General features: G+C 68.7%; 15 protein-coding genes. 8 read left to right on the top strand and 7 right to left on the bottom strand.

The window, feature by feature from the left end; translation table 11 throughout:
• Nucleotides 1–55 precede the first annotated feature (55 nt).
• The 4 genes from gnd to dnaA all read right to left on the bottom strand — a co-directional run bounded on the left by gnd (nt 56) and on the right by dnaA (nt 5411).
• Nucleotides 56–1000, bottom strand: coding sequence for a phosphogluconate dehydrogenase (NAD(+)-dependent, decarboxylating) (gene gnd, locus ABT352_RS02415; protein WP_350941872.1), 945 nt, complete (start codon nt 998–1000; stop codon nt 56–58).
• A gap of 31 nt (nt 1001–1031) precedes the next feature.
• Nucleotides 1032–1817 (bottom strand): 3-keto-5-aminohexanoate cleavage protein, encoded by a 786-nt coding sequence (locus tag ABT352_RS02410; protein WP_350941870.1) that lies wholly within the window; start codon nt 1815–1817, stop codon nt 1032–1034.
• Nucleotides 1818–1953: 136 nt separating this feature from the next.
• Nucleotides 1954–3093, bottom strand: a complete 1140-nt coding sequence (dnaN, locus tag ABT352_RS02405; RefSeq protein ID WP_350941869.1) for a DNA polymerase III subunit beta — start codon at nt 3091–3093, stop codon at nt 1954–1956.
• Nucleotides 3094–3668: 575 nt separating this feature from the next.
• On the bottom strand, nt 3669–5411 hold the full coding sequence (dnaA, locus tag ABT352_RS02400; protein ID WP_350941867.1) for a chromosomal replication initiator protein DnaA: 1743 nt from the start codon (nt 5409–5411) through the stop codon (nt 3669–3671).
• A 533-nt stretch (nt 5412–5944) separates the two neighbouring features.
• Between dnaA and rpmH the strand changes: the two genes are divergently transcribed.
• From rpmH to ABT352_RS02360, 8 genes are all read left to right on the top strand, one after another.
• Nucleotides 5945–6082 (top strand): 50S ribosomal protein L34, encoded by a 138-nt coding sequence (rpmH, locus tag ABT352_RS02395; RefSeq protein ID WP_329088117.1) that lies wholly within the window; start codon nt 5945–5947, stop codon nt 6080–6082.
• A 108-nt stretch (nt 6083–6190) separates the two neighbouring features.
• On the top strand, nt 6191–6565 hold the full coding sequence (rnpA, locus tag ABT352_RS02390; protein WP_350941866.1) for a ribonuclease P protein component: 375 nt from the start codon (nt 6191–6193) through the stop codon (nt 6563–6565).
• Nucleotides 6562–6843, top strand: a complete 282-nt coding sequence (gene yidD / locus ABT352_RS02385; protein ID WP_425583256.1) for a membrane protein insertion efficiency factor YidD — start codon at nt 6562–6564, stop codon at nt 6841–6843. Before rnpA ends, yidD begins: the two co-directional genes overlap by 4 nt.
• Before the next feature lie 4 nt (nt 6844–6847).
• Nucleotides 6848–7795 carry a membrane protein insertase YidC gene (gene yidC, locus ABT352_RS02380; RefSeq protein ID WP_350941864.1) on the top strand — a complete coding sequence of 316 codons (948 nt, stop codon included), beginning with the start codon at nt 6848–6850 and terminating at the stop codon, nt 7793–7795.
• A 35-nt stretch (nt 7796–7830) separates the two neighbouring features.
• Nucleotides 7831–8334: a Jag family protein gene (locus ABT352_RS02375; protein ID WP_350941863.1), complete on the top strand. Its 504-nt coding sequence runs from the start codon at nt 7831–7833 to the stop codon at nt 8332–8334.
• 311 nt (nt 8335–8645) lie between these two features.
• Nucleotides 8646–9341, top strand: coding sequence for a 16S rRNA (guanine(527)-N(7))-methyltransferase RsmG (rsmG, locus tag ABT352_RS02370; RefSeq protein WP_350941861.1), 696 nt, complete (start codon nt 8646–8648; stop codon nt 9339–9341).
• Between the two features lie 196 nt (nt 9342–9537).
• Nucleotides 9538–10464: a ParA family protein gene (locus ABT352_RS02365; protein ID WP_350941859.1), complete on the top strand. Its 927-nt coding sequence runs from the start codon at nt 9538–9540 to the stop codon at nt 10462–10464.
• A gap of 72 nt (nt 10465–10536) precedes the next feature.
• Nucleotides 10537–11511, top strand: a complete 975-nt coding sequence (locus ABT352_RS02360; protein WP_350941857.1) for a ParB/RepB/Spo0J family partition protein — start codon at nt 10537–10539, stop codon at nt 11509–11511.
• Nucleotides 11512–12181: 670 nt separating this feature from the next.
• Here the strand turns inward: ABT352_RS02360 and ABT352_RS02355 are convergent.
• From ABT352_RS02355 to ABT352_RS02345, 3 genes are all read right to left on the bottom strand, one after another.
• A complete protein-coding gene (locus tag ABT352_RS02355) occupies nt 12182–13252 on the bottom strand; it encodes a threonine aldolase family protein (RefSeq protein WP_350941855.1) in 1071 nt (356 codons plus the stop codon).
• 302 nt (nt 13253–13554) lie between these two features.
• On the bottom strand, nt 13555–14508 hold the full coding sequence (locus ABT352_RS02350; RefSeq protein ID WP_350941854.1) for a D-alanine--D-alanine ligase family protein: 954 nt from the start codon (nt 14506–14508) through the stop codon (nt 13555–13557).
• 185 nt (nt 14509–14693) lie between these two features.
• Nucleotides 14694–15926, bottom strand: a complete 1233-nt coding sequence (locus ABT352_RS02345) for an aminotransferase-like domain-containing protein (protein WP_350943528.1) — start codon at nt 15924–15926, stop codon at nt 14694–14696.
• Nucleotides 15927–16173 lie beyond the last annotated feature (247 nt).

Genomic DNA, 16173 nt, shown 5'->3' with positions numbered 1-16173 from the left:
GTCCTGCGGAGGGCCCGCGGTGGACCGGCGGTGGGCCGATGCCGGGCCGGCCTGGCTATCCGGCCGTCTCGACGGGGGGCGTGACGTCGGCGCCGGGGGAGTCCGCGCCCTTCTCGGTCGCGCCCGCCTTGGAGGTGACCGCGTGGCCGCCGAACTGGTTGCGCAGGGCCGCGACGACCTTCATCGCCGGCGAGTCGTCCTGGCGGGAGGCGAACCTGGCGTACAGGGCGGCGGTGATGACCGGCAGCGGGACCGCCAGCTCCACGGCGGCCTGCACCGCCCAGCGGCCCTCGCCCGAGTCCTGCGCGTAGCCCTCCAGCTCGGCCAGGGTCGGGTCCTCCTCCAGCGCGCGGACCATCAGGTCCAGCAGCCAGGAGCGGATGACGGTGCCCTGCCGCCAGCTCTTGAACGAGCCGGCCGCGTCGGTCACGATGTCGGAGGCCTGAAGCAGCTCCCAGCCCTCGGCGAACGCCTGCATCATGCCGTACTCGATGCCGTTGTGGACCATCTTGGCGAAGTGGCCGGCGCCGACCGTGCCCGCGTGGACGAAACCGTCGTCGCCCTCGGGCTTGAGGGTCTCGAAGATCGGCATGACCCGCTCCACCTCGGCCTTGTCGCCGCCGACCATGAGCGCGTAGCCGTTCTGCAATCCCCAGACGCCGCCGCTCACGCCGCAGTCGACGAAACCGATGCCCTTGGCAGAGAGCTCGGCGCCGTGCTTCTGGTCGTCGACGTAGTGCGAGTTGCCGCCGTCGACGAGGGTGTCGCCGGGTGACAGCAGGTCGCCGAGTGCCCTGACCGTCGCCCTGGTCGGCTCACCGGAGGGCACCATGACCCACACGGTGCGCGGCGCCTGGAGCCGCTCCACGAGCTCCTCCAGATCGGCGACGTCGCTGACCTCGGGATCACGGTCGTATCCGACGACGTCGTGACCTCCTCGGCGCAGGCGCTCAGCCATGTTGCCGCCCATCTTGCCCAGCCCGACCATGCCGATCTGCATACGAGCACCCCCTTCAGGGTTTCGTGTTCACCTACGCCAAGCGCGCCCGCGCAAGTCTTACCAGCTCGGCGTTCCCGCCGACAGGGCCACCCACAGGGCTGTGGAGAACGTCCTCCAGGCCGATACGCGTGGCGAGTCCAGCCTGCCCCGCCTCGTCCAGGAGAATCCAGGTCGGGTCCCCCTCCCCGTGGAGCAGCCTCGGGCCTGGGACGCCGAGTTCGGCGAGACGAACCAGGATGGCACGCGCCCGTGGGACGGCGGTGTCCGCGGAACCGCCGATGATCTCGACGAGCACCCGCGCGCACTCCAGGCCGGTCGCGGCGAGGGCGTCGGCGTCCTCCACCGACCAGACCCCCGCCTCCACGTCGACGCCGAGCCGCCGCAGGTCGTGCCACAGGGCCTCGAATCCGGGCTCGGAGAGGTTCGCCGACGCGAAGTCCGGCAGCTCGCCCGGGGCGAGCCCGGCCCAGCCGCGCACGGCCTCGCGCCGCGCGTCCACATCCCAGCCGGTTATCCACAGCCCTGTGCTCACCCCGACGGGGAGACCGGGGCACGCCTCGCGTACGGCGCGCACGGCCGCCCCGATGTGCGCGGCGCTGAGCGACTCGCTGCCCGCCTCGTCGCGCGGATGTATGTGAACGGCGTCCGCACCCGCCCCATGAGCCTCACGGGCCGCCTCAGCGAGCTCCAGAGGGCTCAGGGGGAGGGCCGGGTGCTCGCCGGGCCTCCTGGCGCCGTTCAGGCACGCCTTGAGCCACGTCGCTCCCCCTCCGGCCCCGCCGGACGGTCCCGAGTCTCCACCCGTCACCGTGTCCACCGCCGTGTCCACCCCTGGGTCGCGTTCCCCGCCGGTCTCCGGTGCCGCCGCGAGATCCTTTTCCCGGTCCGTCCCATGGCCTGTGGAGGGATCCGCCGCGCCCGGCCTTCGCGGGCCCCCGTCGGGTGGGCGGGCATCAGCTGGACAGGCGGATGGGCATGATCAGGTAGCGGTAGTCGGGAGCACTCCCGTCGTCCGTGGGTTTGCCCCCGGTGAGGATGGCGGGCTTGGTGGACGTGGTCATCTGCAGGCGGGCCACGTCGGAGTCGATCGCGCCGAGCCCTTCGAGCAGGAACTGGTGGTTGAAGGCGATGTTGATGTCGTCGCCCTCGAAGTCGACGGGGAGCACCTCGACCGCCTGTGCCTCGTCGCCGCTGCCCGCCTCCAGGACGACCTCGTCGCCGCGGAAGGCCAGCCGTACGGGCGTGTTGCGCTCGGCGACCAGGGCCACGCGCTTGACGGCCTCGACGAAGGCGGCCGTCGGCAGCTCGGCGCGGGCGGAGAACTCCGTCGGCAGCAGTGAGCGGTACTTGGGGAACTCGGGGTCGAGCAGCCGGGTGGTGGTGCGGCGTCCCGCGCTGGAGAAGCCGATCATGCCCTCGCCGGTGCCGCCGGCCGAGCTCAGCGCGATCTCGACCTCGGCCCCGGTGCCGCCCAGGGCCTTGGCCGTGTCGGCGAGGGTCCTGCCGGGGATCATCGCGATGGCCGAGAAGTCGGGCTGGCCCGGCTGCCACTTCAGCTCGCGTACGGCGAGGCGGTAGCGGTCGGTCGCCGCGAGGGTGACCGTGTCACCCTCGATCTCCACGCGTACGCCGGTGAGCATCGGCAGGGTGTCGTCCTTGCCCGCGGCCACGGCGACCTGGCCGACGGCCGAGGCGAACACGTCGCTGCCGATCCGTCCCGCGGCGGGGGGCATGGTGGGCAGGGAGGGATAGTCCTCCACAGGCATGGTGAGCAGGGTGAAGCGGGCGCTGCCACAGGTGACGACGGCCTTCGCGCCCTCCACCACGAGATCCACAGGCTGTGCGGGAAGCGCCCTGGTGATCTCGGCCAGGAGCCTGCCCGAGACGAGCACCACGCCCGCCTCGCCCGTCTGCAGTTCGAGGGTCACCTCCGCGGAGACCTCGTAGTCGAAGCCCGAGAGCTTGAGCTGCCCGTCCTCCGTGACCTCAAGACGCATGCCGGCCAGCACCGGCACGGAGGGACGCGCGGGCAGGCTGCGCGCCGTCCATGCGACCGCCTCAGCGAGCACGTCTCGGTCGACCCGGAACATCACGTGGATCCGCCTCCTGTGTGTCGAGCGCCATCCGCTCGGTGCCTGGGGTTGAAGTGTTCACTCTCGCGCACCCGCGCTCCCTCGGAACCCCTCTTATGGCTCTTGGGTTTCCTAGTTAGAGATACAAGTGGCCTTCGTATTAGGGGCTGTGGATACTGTGGAAAGCCGTTGTTTCCGCAGGTCAAGTGCTGTTTTTTCATCCACCGGGGTTGTGGGTGGCCGCTGTGGACAACTCTTGGGGCTGGGGAGAACTCCGGAGTACACACAGGCCGTCCCCAGATTCGGTGCCCTCTGTCCCCAAGTTTTCCACGAGGTTTCCCCAGGTTATCCACGGGGTAGGAGGTCGTTTTGTCCTTGTGGAAAACTCTCCCCACAGGGCGTCCCCAGGTTATCCACGAGTTGTCCCCAGGTTGTCCCCAGGTTCTCCCCAGAGTTGTCCACAGACGCCGAACAGCGTTCGGACCAGCGGGTTTCCGGATGATCATGGTTCGGCGCCTCCGAGCTCCCGGGGCCCGCGCGAACCGTTGATCCACAAGGTTTTCCACAGCCTGTGCATCACGGGGTGAAAAACCTCATCATCCATTGCGGGACTGCTGCTTGATCCGGGTCGTCAGCTCGTTGACCTGGTTGTAGATCGAGCGTCGCTCGGCCATCAGGGAGCGGATCTTCCGGTCGGCGTGCATGACCGTGGTGTGGTCGCGGCCGCCGAACTGCTGGCCGATCTTCGGCAGCGACATGTCGGTGAGCTCCCTGCACAGATACATGGCGATCTGGCGGGCGGTGACCAGGACCCGCGAGCGCGACCCGCCGCACAGGTCGTCGATCGACAGGCCGAAGTAGGCGGCGGTGGAGGCCATGATCGTGGCGACCGTTATCTCGGAGCCCGCGTCCTCGGTGATCAGGTCCTTGAGCACGACCTCGGTGAGCTGCAGGTCCACCGACTGCCGGTTCAGGCTCGCGAACGCGGTCACCCTGATCAGGGCGCCCTCCAGCTCGCGGATGTTGGTGGAGATGCGGCTCGCGATGTACTCCAGCACCTCGGGCGGCGCGGCCAGCCCTTCCTGGATCGCCTTCTTGCGCAGGATCGCGATCCGGGTCTCCAACTCGGGCGGCTGGACGTCGGTGATCAGACCCCACTCGAACCGGTTGCGCAGCCGGTCTTCCAGCGTGACCAGCTGTTTCGGCGCCCGGTCGCTGGAGATGACGATCTGCTTGTTGGAGTTGTGCAGGGTGTTGAAGGTGTGGAAGAACTCCTCCTGCGTCTGCTCCTTGCCCTCCAGGAACTGGATGTCGTCCACCAGCAGGATGTCCACCGCCCGGTAGCGGCCCCGGAAGTTGTCGGCCTTGTGGTCGCGGATGGAGTTGATGAAGTCGTTGGTGAACTCCTCCGAGCTCACGTACCTCACCCGCGCGCCGTCGTACAGGCTCTGGGCGTAGTGGCCGATCGCGTGCAGCAGGTGGGTCTTGCCCAGGCCCGAGTCACCGTAGATGAACAGCGGGTTGTACGCCTTGGCCGGCGCCTCGGCCACCGCGACCGCCGCCGCGTGCGCGAACCGGTTGCTGGAGCCGATCACGAAGGTCTCGAAGGTGTACTTCGGGTTCAGCCGGGCCGGCTCGCCCTGCGTCCTGCTCCCGCGCCCGTCCCATCTGTTCTGAACCCCTCCGGCGCCGCCCGCGCCGGGCACGGGTGGCGCGCCGCGGTCGAAGGAGTCGGGCTCGGGTCGGGGCGGGGACGGCTGGGGGTTGTAACCACGGCCGTATCCGGGGCTCTGCTCCCCCTGCGAGGAGCTCTGCGAGGGCTCCGCGGGGAGGTACGGCTGGGGCGGCTCCTCGCCCTGCTGGTACGGATAGGAGAACGCCTGTGCCTGTGGATAGTCGGTGGACGACTGCGAGGCCTGGTTGCCCCCCGGATAGGGGTGCTGCGGCCCGGAACCCCCGTGGTGCTGGCCCTGAGAGGGTTGTGCATAACCTTGCTGGGCCCCGCCAAGCTGTGTATAACCCTGCGGCTGGGCCTGGGGATAAGTGTCCTGGCGGGGGGTGAGCCCTGACTCGGGGCCCGCCGCGCTGGGGTCGACCATGACCGCCACCCGCATCGGTCGGCCGAACTCCTGGGAGAGCGCCTGGCTGATGAGCGGACGAAGTTTGTTTTCCAGGACATCTCTGGCGAAATCCGTGGGGGCGGCGAGGACCACGGTGTCGTTCATGAGGCCGAAGGGCCGGGTCATGTTGAGCCAGACCCGCTGCTGGGACGGGACGTTCTCGTTCAGGGAGTTCTCAAGAGCCCTCGCCCAGACAGCGCTGAGGTCCGTTTCGTCCATGGTCCGGCTCCCCTCCTCCCGACGCGGCCCCCGCTGGCCTACCGCGATCTGTTTATCCACAACGGTGGCCGCCGGGCGCACCGGATCTCGTCGTTGTCCACATGCCGGGAGTCCCGTGGCCCCTTCGTGGGCGCCATACGAAATCCACATCGAATCCACAGGCTGTGCACAGCCCGTTACCTGCGGTCCGACGCGTCCTCGCAGCGGAGAGAGGGTCTGGAAGGGCCGACAGTAGCCCTGTCCACAGCTGTGTACAAGACGTTGTCCACAGCCTAGTGGCGTACGAGGGGGACGGAGCGCACATCCTGTGGACGGCGAGGCGCCGGTGGATAACGTGCCTGTGGAAACGTGGATAACCTGTGTGGGCGTGCTTCGGAAACAGCCTCTGGTTTGACCTGGGACACGCCTGACCCGTAACGTACGACGGTCGGCTTGTCACGCGGCGGCTATTTCGCATGCCCCGCATCCGGCAGGTCAGCCATTGTCGAGCGTCCCCATGTGCTGGGGATGCGTCTTGAGCCTGGAGCCCACTCGTGAGCAAGCGTACTTTCCAGCCGAACAACCGCCGTCGTGCGAAGACCCACGGCTTCCGGCTCCGCATGCGCACCCGCGCCGGCCGCGCCATCCTTGCCGCTCGCCGTCGCAAGGGCCGCGCCGAGATCTCCGCCTGACGCATCCGTTGCGCCCGTTCGCCGGGCCGAGGCAGTAGCGCCTGTCGCCCACCGGCATCGCTGCCGGTGGGCGACAGGCGTACCTGCCCAGGGTGAACAAGATCTCTCGTGCTGCCGTCAGGGTCCCGCATGCGCCGGGGCGACGAGTTCGCCGGCGCGATCAGAAGGGGAAGCCGAGTAGGCCGCCCCACCCTGGTCGCGCACCTCGGCATGCGCTCTGACAGGGATGCTCCCCCCCTGGTGGGATTCGTGGTGAGCCGTGCCGTGGGAGGCGCGGTCATCAGGAATCGCGTCAAACGTCAGTTGAGACACCTCATGCGAGACCGTCTCGACCGGCTTCCGAGAGGTAGCCTGCTGGTGGTACGCGCCAATCCACCGGCCGCGTCCGCGCGAAGCGAGCGCATCGCCGCCGAACTCGATGTCGCGCTGGATCGTTTACTCAGGCGGCTGGAGCCCTCAGGGGCTCGCATGGATGGGCGATGATGACGGCGCAGCAGACCGCTGGAATTTCTCCGGCTGCCAGGATCCTGATGGCTCCGATCCGGTTCTACCGGGCCTTCGTGAGCCCTCTGCTGGGTCCCCGTTGCCGCTTCCACCCCTCGTGCAGTGCCTACGGCCTCGAAGCCGTGGCCGTTCACGGCGCGCTGCGCGGCACATGGTTGACGATCCGGAGAATCGGGCGTTGCCACCCATTCCATCCCGGAGGCTTTGACCCGGTGCCCCCGCGCCCGGGCCGGTCCGACGAAACGCAAGGGAGCTAGCTCGGTGGAGCTGTCCTGGCTGAACTGGCTGTACACAGCCGTCGCCCAAGTAATCACCTGGATTCACGAGGGCTACAGCACCTTCATTCCGAGGAACAGCGGGCTCAACTGGGCGCTGACCATCATCACGCTCACCGTGCTGATGCGACTGTTGATCTTCCCGCTCTTCCTCAAGCAGATGCGCTCCTCGAAGAAGATGCAGGAGCTGGCCCCCAAGGTCCAGGAGATCCGCAAGCGGTACAAGAACGACAAGCAGCGCATGAACCAGGAGGTCATGGCGCTGTACCAGGGGCAGGGCGCCAACCCGCTGGGTGGCTGTCTGCCGATCCTGGCGCAGTTCCCGATCTTCATCTCGATGTTCACCGTGCTGCAGGCCATGGCCGGCGGGCACGCCAAGTTCGGCATGACGCAGACCCTCGTCGACAGCGCCCGGGCCGCGCACATCTTCGGCGCCCCCATCCCCGCGACGTTCTTCACGAGCTCTGCCGACATCGTCCAGCTGGACGCCGACCCGATCATCACCAAGGTCGTGCTCGCGATCTTCGTGGCGGTCAGCTCGCTGACGACCTTCCTCACCGTCCGGCAGAGCGTGACCCGCTCGATCGCCCAGATGCCGGACAACCCGATGGCGCAGCAGCAGAAGATCCTGATGTACGTCTCGCCGCTGTTCGCGATCTTCTCGCTGAACTTCCCCCTCGGCCTGATCCTCTACTGGGTCACCACCAACGTCTGGACCCTCGGCCAGCAGCACTGGTTCTACAGCCGCAACCCCTCCCCGGTGGTCGACGCCAAGGGCAACGTCACCACTCCCGAGCCCAAGCCGAGCCTGCTGAGCAAGGTCAAGAAGACCGCTCCCGAGCCCGAGGCGCCTGCGGTACCGGAGACCAAGGTGATCCGGCAGCAGCCCACCCGCCAGCCCCGCAGTAAGCGGACCGGCAGCAAGAAGTCCTGACGTCTCATCCCGACAGCACGAAGGAGTGGCCGGACGTGACCGAGGCCGAGGCCGAGAAGGAGCCCGCGAAGGCGGTTCCCGATCTCGCCGCCCTGGAGCAGGAAGGCGAGATCGCGGCGGACTATGTCGAGGGTCTGCTCGACATCGCCGACATCGACGGTGACATCGACATGGATGTCGAAGGCGATCGCGCCGTGGTGTCGGTCGTCGACATCAAGGGCGGCGACCTGGTCGGCCCCAACGGTGAGGTGCTGGAGGCCATCCAGGAGCTGACCCGCCTCGCGGTCCACCGCCAGACGGGTGAGCGCTCACGCCTGATGCTCGACATCGGCGGCTACCGCGACCGCCGCAGGAGCGAGCTGAGCGAGCTCGGCACCAAGATCGCAGCGGACGTCAAGCGGAACGGCGAGCCCAAGTCGCTGCAGCCGATGACCCCGTTCGAGCGGAAGATCGTGCATGACGCCGTCGCCGCGGCGGGCCTGCGCAGCGAGTCCGAGGGCGAGGAGCCCCGTCGTTTCGTGGTGGTCCTTCCCGCCTAGCACCCTTTGGCGCGAAGCTACGCGCCGGCAAAAGGCCGCTGTTCCCGCTTCGCCGGGGCAGCGGCCTTTCTCGTGACTCCACATCCTGCGCCAGGTGGCGAAGTCACTTGTTCTGGTGGCGTCACACCCTGACCTACGGTGGCGACGTCATCCGTTCTCGTAACCTCACGTCTCGATCCATCGCGGTGCCGACGCCCGTTCTGGTGACGCATGCCCCAACCCACGGTGGCGACGTCACCCGATGCCGAGGCGGGCCATTAGCCTTGAGACCGGCCTGAGCCCGATTTTTCCGAGGGAAGAGTGAGCGTCGAGTGAGTGACCAGATCCCCGAACCGCCCGAGGTCGCGCGCGAGGTGTTCACCGGCGACGCCTGGGCGAGAGCGGAGGCCTTCGCGGAGCTGTTGGCCGGTCCCGGGGTGGTGCGCGGGCTGCTCGGCCCACGGGAGGTACCGCGCATCTGGGACCGCCACCTGCTCAACTGTGCGGTGATCGCCGAGGTCGTGCCCGCCGACGTACGCCTGGTCGACATCGGTTCCGGTGCCGGTCTGCCGGGTCTGGTCCTCGCGATCGTGCGGCCCGACATCACCGTCACCCTCCTGGAGCCGCTCCTTCGCCGGACGGTCTTCCTGGAGGAGTGCGTGGAGTCGCTGAAACTCGGCAACGTCGAGGTGTTGCGCGGCCGGGCCGAGGAGTTCGCGGGCAGGCGGGAGTTCGACGTCGCCTCCGCCCGCGCGGTGGCGCCGCTCGACCGCCTGCTGAAATGGTCACTGCCCCTCCTGCGCGAGGGCGGTGAGCTACTGGCCATGAAGGGCGAGCGTGCCGCTGAGGAGTTGGCGGACGCAGAGGCGCAATTACGGTCGAGTGGGGTGCAAACCGCCGAGCTCGCATCGGTTGGGCGCGGTAAGGTCGAGCCGCCCGCAACTCTCATCCGAGTGGTCGCCGGTCGAGCTCCCGAGGGAGCGCGGAAGACCTCTCGCCGGAAGGATCGTGCCTCGCGCGGCAGGTAGCGCGAGGCCCCCAGATAGACCGAGCAAAGCGAGTACGAGGCCAGTGGAAGACCATTCGAGTGCGATCGCCAGCGCGAGGAGCGGTCTCGGCTGGCCCGAGGTTCCTGCCGTTTTGCCCCATGGACGGCTTTCCGGTCTGGGCTGGCCGGCACCGGCTCCCGGTGCCGTAGTCAGGCCGGTTGAAAGGAAGACGACCGTGACCCAGACCCCCCTTAATCCCGGCGACTCGCCGCTGGTACGAGAGGCACTCAGCTCAGTGGTTTCACGTGAAACATCGGCCCAGAAGACCGCCACCGCTCCCGGAGGCTCCACCGGGGTCCGGGATGGGGACTGGCCGCGCCCTGCCAAAACCCGGATTTTCACCGTCGCGAACCAGAAGGGCGGCGTCGGCAAGACCACCACGTCGGTCAATCTGGCGGCGGCGCTGTCCATGCACGGCCAGCGGGTGCTCGTGGTCGACCTCGACCCCCAGGGCAACGCCTCGACGGCTCTCGCGGTCGAGCACCGTGGCGACGTACCGGACATGTACAAGGTGCTCGTGGAGGATCTGCCGCTCGCGGAGGTCGTGAAGGCGGTTCCGGACATGCCGGGCCTCTACTGTGCCCCCGCCACCATCGACCTCGCCGGAGCCGAGATCGAGCTGGTCTCCATGGTCGCCCGTGAGGCCCGCCTGCAGCGCGCGCTGACCGCGTACGACGCCGTCGAGTTCGACTACATCCTCATTGACTGCCCTCCCTCGCTCGGCCTGCTCACGGTCAACGCGCTGATGGCCGCGAACGAACTGCTGATCCCCATCCAGTGCGAGTACTACGCGCTGGAAGGCCTTGGCCAGTTGCTGAGAAACGTGGATCTGGTCCGCGCGCACCTGAACCCCACACTCGACCTCTCCACCATCCTCATGACGATGTACGACGGACGCACCCGCCTCGCCTCCCAGGTCGCCGAGGAGGTTCGCTCCCACTTCGGCGCGACGGTGTTGAGTACCCTCATCCCCCGAAGCGTGCGCGTCTCCGAGGCGCCGAGTTACGGTCAGTCGGTCATGACGTACGACCCGGGCTCCAGCGGTGCGATGGCCTACATGGACGCCGCCCGCGAGATCGCTTATCGCGGTGCGGCCGTATGAGCGCCGGGAATCTCGTGGCCGCGGTCACGGGCCTGTCAGTGAGTGCGACACCTTGAGTCTCGGGAGGGGCAAGTGAGCAAGCAGCCGAGAGGGCTGGGCAGAGGGCTGGGGGCGCTCATCCCGACGGGCCCGGCCGTCGTCGCGGAGCCACCCGCGTCGATGACCGCGACCATGGTCGCCCCGGAGCCGGTGACACCGGAGCGGCCGGGGCCCGCCCCGGTCGAGGGCGCCTACTTCCTTGAGATCCCCGTCGACGACATCGCGCCCAACCCACGTCAGCCGCGAGACATCTTCGACGAGGACGCCCTGAAGGATCTGGCGACTTCGATCGGCGAGGTCGGTCTGCTCCAGCCGATCGTGGTGCGCGCCACGGGCGAGGGACACTACGAGCTGATCATGGGTGAGCGCCGCTGGCGCGCTTCCAAGCTCGCCGGGCTCTCCGAGATCCCTGCGATCGTGCGGGAGACCCAGGAGGACAAGCTCCTGCTCGACGCGCTCATCGAGAACCTCCAGCGCGAGCAGCTCAACGCCCTGGAGGAGGCGGCGGCCTACCAGCAGCTGCTCGACGACTTCGGCGCCACCCACGAGCAGCTCGCCGCCCGCATCGGCCGTTCCCGCTCGCACGTGACCAACACGGTGCGCCTGCTGAAGCTCCCGCCCGGGGTGCAGCGCAAGGTGGCGGCCGGAACGATCAGCGCGGGCCACGCCCGAGCCCTGCTCCGCCTGGACGATCCCGCCGCCCAGGAACATCTCGCCAACCGGATCTCGGCCGAACTGCTGTCGGTCCGCGCGGTCGAGGAGATCGTCGCCGTGGGCGATGCCAAGGCGGCCCCGGCACCCGCTCCGCGAGCTCCTCGGGCGAAGCCCGACGAGGAGCCGGCCCTCCGGCACCTGGCCGACCGTCTCTCCGACCGCTTCGAGACCCGCGTGAAGGTCGATTTCGGCCGCCGCAAGGGACGCATCGTGGTGGAGTTCGCGACCATCGACGATCTGGAGCGCATCATCGGCACGATGGCTCCGGGGTCGCTGCAGGCGATGGAAGGGTGATCTCTCCGATCCCGGAGACCTGGGAAAGCGAACCGATGGCAGTGGCTCCGGGACGGTGAGCCGGAGAGGGCGAACCGGTTGCGGTGACTTCGGGAAGGTGAGTCCGGGAAGGTACGCCCACCGCGAAGGTGGGGAAGCGGTCCCGCGGTGCACTCGGCGACTCGGTGAATCCACCCCGACACCATTCCGGAGTCTGGATGCCCCCGACAGCCTCGATTTTCTCGGGGTGCTTCCCCGGGAGGTGAGAGCGGCCTGCGAAGGCCGACTCGCCGCGACAGCCCGACCGGAGCGGTACCAGCCGCCGCTGTGATGAGGCGGCACCGTTTCACGTGAAACACAGAGGGGCGACCATGCGAACCGAGCTCGGGGGCGGGACGACGGGCCTCGCCGAGAAGGGCCGAAGGGCGGGAGTGGCGACGAGGAGCGAGAGCCGGACTCTCGTCCTCCGGAGGCCGGGCTTGTCACCGAGAGCCGAACTCTCGTCGTCAATGGCGGGGTTTACCCGCGGCGTGTGGACGGCTCGCCAGGACGCGCATCGCGCACGAGACCAGGTTCGAGACGCCCTTACCCGTGGCGTGTGGACGACGGCCCACCAGGACGGCGACCGGTGTTTCACGTGAAACAGCCGCCCCTTCCGGGAGAAGGCTGTTTCACGTAAAACAAACGCCCCTCAGAAGCCAACGGCTTCTTGGACGGCGAGACGGATGTCGGCGACGAAGGTGTCGACGTGCTCGGGAGCGGTGTCGAAGGCCGTGACCCAGCGGACCACGTTCTCCGCCGCGTCCCAGACATGGAAGAGATAGCGCTGCTGCAGTTCCGCGATGGCCTTCTCGGGGAGTACGGGGAAGACGGCGTTGGACTGCACGGGGTAGCGGAGCGAGACCTCCGGAAGGTCGGCGATGCCGTTGGCGAGGCGGCGGGCCATCGCGTTGGCGTGGGCGGCGTTCTCGCGCCAGAGCTCCTCGGTGAGGAGGGCGGTCAGTTGGGCGGAGACGAAGCGCATCTTGGAAGCGAGCTGCATCCCCTGTTTGCGGAGGAACAGTGCGGCGGGGTCCAGCTCCGGGCGGAGGACCACGAGTGCCTCGGCCCCCATCGCCCCGTTCTTGGTACCCCCGAAGCTGAGCAGGTCCACGCCCGCGTCCGTGGTGAGGGAACGGAGCGAGCAGCCGAGCTCGGCCGCCGCGTTGGCGAGCCGGGCGCCGTCCATGTGCAGGAAGAGGTCGTGCTCGTGGACGAACTCCGCGAGCTCCGCGATCTCGTCGACGGTGTAACAGGTGCCGCACTCGGTCACCTGGGAGATGGAGACGACCCTGGGCTGGGAGTGGTGCTCGTTCCCGAGCACGGACAGTTGGCCACGGATGTCGTTCACGGAGAGCTTGCCGTCGTCCGTGGGGAGGGTGACCAGCTTGGCACCCAGCATGCGTTCGGCGGCGCCGCACTCGTTGGTGTTGATGTGGGCGGTGGTGGGGCAGAGCACCGCGTCGTACGCCCGGAGTACGAGTCCGAGCCCTACGACGTTGGCGCCGGTGCCGTTGAACATGGGATATGCGGTCGCGCGGGCGCCGAACTCGGCGCGGAAGGCGTCCTCCATAGCGGTGGTCCAGACGTCCCCCCCATAGGGGAGGGCGTCTCCGGTGTTCGCTTTGAGGATGGCGGTGAGAACCGCAGGGTGCACGCCCGCGTGGTTGTCGCTCGCGAAGCTCTTGGGGAATCTCTTGGGGAATGGGGTGGAGGTCAGCACACGGTCAGCGTATGGGCAAACCCGGTCCGTTACCGGGCTCGCCCCGCTCGTCGGCTCGACTTTCGTCTGGGAAATCCTGATTTCACCATGCGGCCCTCACCGCAGGACCCTCGCGGGAGGGAACTCCGCGAGTGACGGCGCCTGTTACGGGAGGGTTCGGCAGAGGGTGCCGAGATCTTCCCCTGCGGCCTCGGCGGCCATGGGGAGGAGCGACGTCTCGGTCATCCCCGGGGCGACGTTCACTCCGAGACAGAGAGGCCCTTCCCCGGCTGCCTCCCGTCAAGGAGGCAGGGCAAGGAGGGTCAGGCTCCGCGGATGACGGCCTGTTCCAGGAGGGTCCGGCAGAGGGTGCCGAGATCTTCCCCTGCGGCCTCGGCGGCCATGGGGAGGAGCGACGTCTCGGTCATCCCCGGGGCGACGTTCACCTCAAGGAAGTAGGGCAGGCCGTTCGCGTCGACGATCAGGTCGGTGCGTGAGATGTCCCGGAGACCGAGGGCGGTGTGCGCGGTCACGGCCATCTCGGCACATGCGGCCGACACCTCGGGCGTGAGGCGTGCCGGGGCGAAGAACTCGGTGTGCCCGGCGGTGTAGCGGGCCGCGTAGTCGTACACGCCCTCGTCGGCGACGATCTCCACGGGGGGCAGTGCCACGGGCCCGTCCCCGAGGTCGACCACGGAGACGGCGACCTCGACCCCCTCGATGCAGCGCTCGATCAGCGCGGTGTCGCCGTAGGCGAAGCAGCCGACCATGGCGGCGGGGAAATCCTCCGCGCTGCGGACGATCGACGCGCCGAGCGCCGAACCGCCGCGGGACGGCTTGACGAACAGGGGAAGGCCGAGATGGTCCACGATGCGGGCCAGCACCGCGGAGGCGCCGAGGTCGTGGAAGGTCTCCTTGGGCAGCGTCACCGAGTCGGGGGTGCGCAGTCCGACAGAGCGGACGACGGTCTTGGCGGTGGGCTTGTCGTAGGCGACCCGGCAGGCGTCGGGGCCGGCGCCGACGTACGGGACGGAGAGGAGTTCGAGGACCGAGCGGATGGCTCCGTCCTCGCCCGCTCCGCCGTGCAGGGTGACGAAGACCGCGTCCGGCGGGTCCGCGAGCACGGCGGGAACCAGGGACGCGTCGGTGTCGCGGGTCTCCACGGAGACGCCCGCTCCCCGCAGCACCTCGCTCACCCGCCGGCCCGATCGCAGCGAGACCTCCCGCTCGTAGGAGAGCCCGCCCGCCAGGACGAGCACATGGCCCAGGTCACTCATCCGACATACCTCTCGTCATGGCCCGCTCCGAGCCTGTCCTGTCGCTCTCGTCCCGCGTGCGCGGTCGTCCCGACGGATCGGTATCGATCACCGCGCACCGGCGCAGGAAGTCACCGTACGGCACCGAGGGGGAGGAACTCATGCCGGAGGTGCCCCGTGGCACGGGGCACCTTACGGGGGCGAGGTTACGCGAGGTCGGGTCCCGGGGTGTCGATGCCGACGCGTTCGGTGGGCGAGCCGGTCCCGAAGGTGTCGCGGAGACGGAGCTCCTGCCCGATCACCCCTGCCAGGCGGCGGACGCCCTCGCGGATGCGGTCGGGCTCGGGATAGCAGTAGGAGAGCCGCATGTGCCGCGCGCCGCCGCCGTCGGCGAAGAAGCCGGTGCCCGGCACGAAGGCCACCCGCTCCGCGACCGCGCGGGGCAGGAGCGCCTTGGAGTCGAGTCCCTGGGGAAGGGTGGCCCAGACGAAGAACCCGCCGTCGGGGCGGGTCCAGGTGACGCCGTCGGGCATCAGGGCCTCCAGCGAGGAGAGCATGGTGTCGCGGCGCTCGCGGTAGAGCTCCCCGAACGTCTTGATCTGCTCGCGCCAGGGCTGGGTGGCCAGATACTGGCCGACGGCGAGCTGGGTGAAGGAGGAGTGCGACAGGACCGCGGACTCCATCGCCAGCACCAGCTTCTCGCGGATGGCGTGCGGGGCGAGGGCCCAGCCGACCCGGAAACCGGGGGCGAGGGTCTTGGAGAACGAGCCGAGGTAGACGACGCCCTCGGGGTTGTCGGCGCGTAGCGTCCGGACGGGGTCGCCGTCGAAGCGGAGCAGGCCGTACGGGTTGTCCTCGACGATCAGCACGTCGGCCCGCTGGCAGATCTCCAGGACCCGCTGCCTGCGCTCGGCGCTGAGCGTCACGCCCGCCGGGTTCTGGAAGGTGGGGATCGTGTAGAGGAACTTGATCCGATTGCCCGCGCTCTTCAGGGCGTAGACGGTCTGGGCGAGCGACTCGGGGATGATCCCCTCGTTGTCCATCGCGATGTGGATGACATTGGCCTGGTAGGCGGAGAACGTGCCCAGGGCTCCGACGTAGGAGGGTCCCTCGGCGAGCACGACGTCACCCGGGTCGATGAAGATCCGGGTGATGAGGTCGAGGGCCTGCTGGGAGCCGACGGTCACGACGACGTCGTTGGAGTTGGCCTCGATCCCCTCCAGCCGCATGACGTCACAGATCTGCTCGCGCAGGTGCGGGTCGCCCTGCCCCGAGCCGTACTGGAGCGCGACGGGGCCGCGCTTGGCGATCAGGTCGGCGACCAGCTCCCCCACCACGTCCAGCGGGAGGGCGGTGACGTACGGCATGCCGCCGGCGAGCGAGACCACCTCGGGCCTCGACGCGACGGAGAAGAGAGCTCGTACCTCGGAGGCGACCATCCCGGTTGCCCGTGCCGCGTAACGGTCGACGTAGGCGTCGATGCGCGAACCTTGGGCCGGGGTGACGGCCTGACCGTGATCACGGTTCTGGGGCACGGTCCACCTCCTAGGTTGTGTGGAGCACACAAAGCGCTCATACCAGAGAAACCAGCGTACGTCAGGGGTCGCAGTTCGTCTGCGTGTAGGGAGAGGACCTCCTGAAAGCAGGACCCGCACTGGGCTACGATGCCAGCTGGAGACGCCGTTT

This window comes from Streptosporangium sp. NPDC000563, assembly GCF_040299985.1.
Classification (GTDB): domain Bacteria; phylum Actinomycetota; class Actinomycetes; order Streptosporangiales; family Streptosporangiaceae; genus Streptosporangium.
This window is presented reverse-complemented; position numbering and strand designations above follow the sequence as displayed.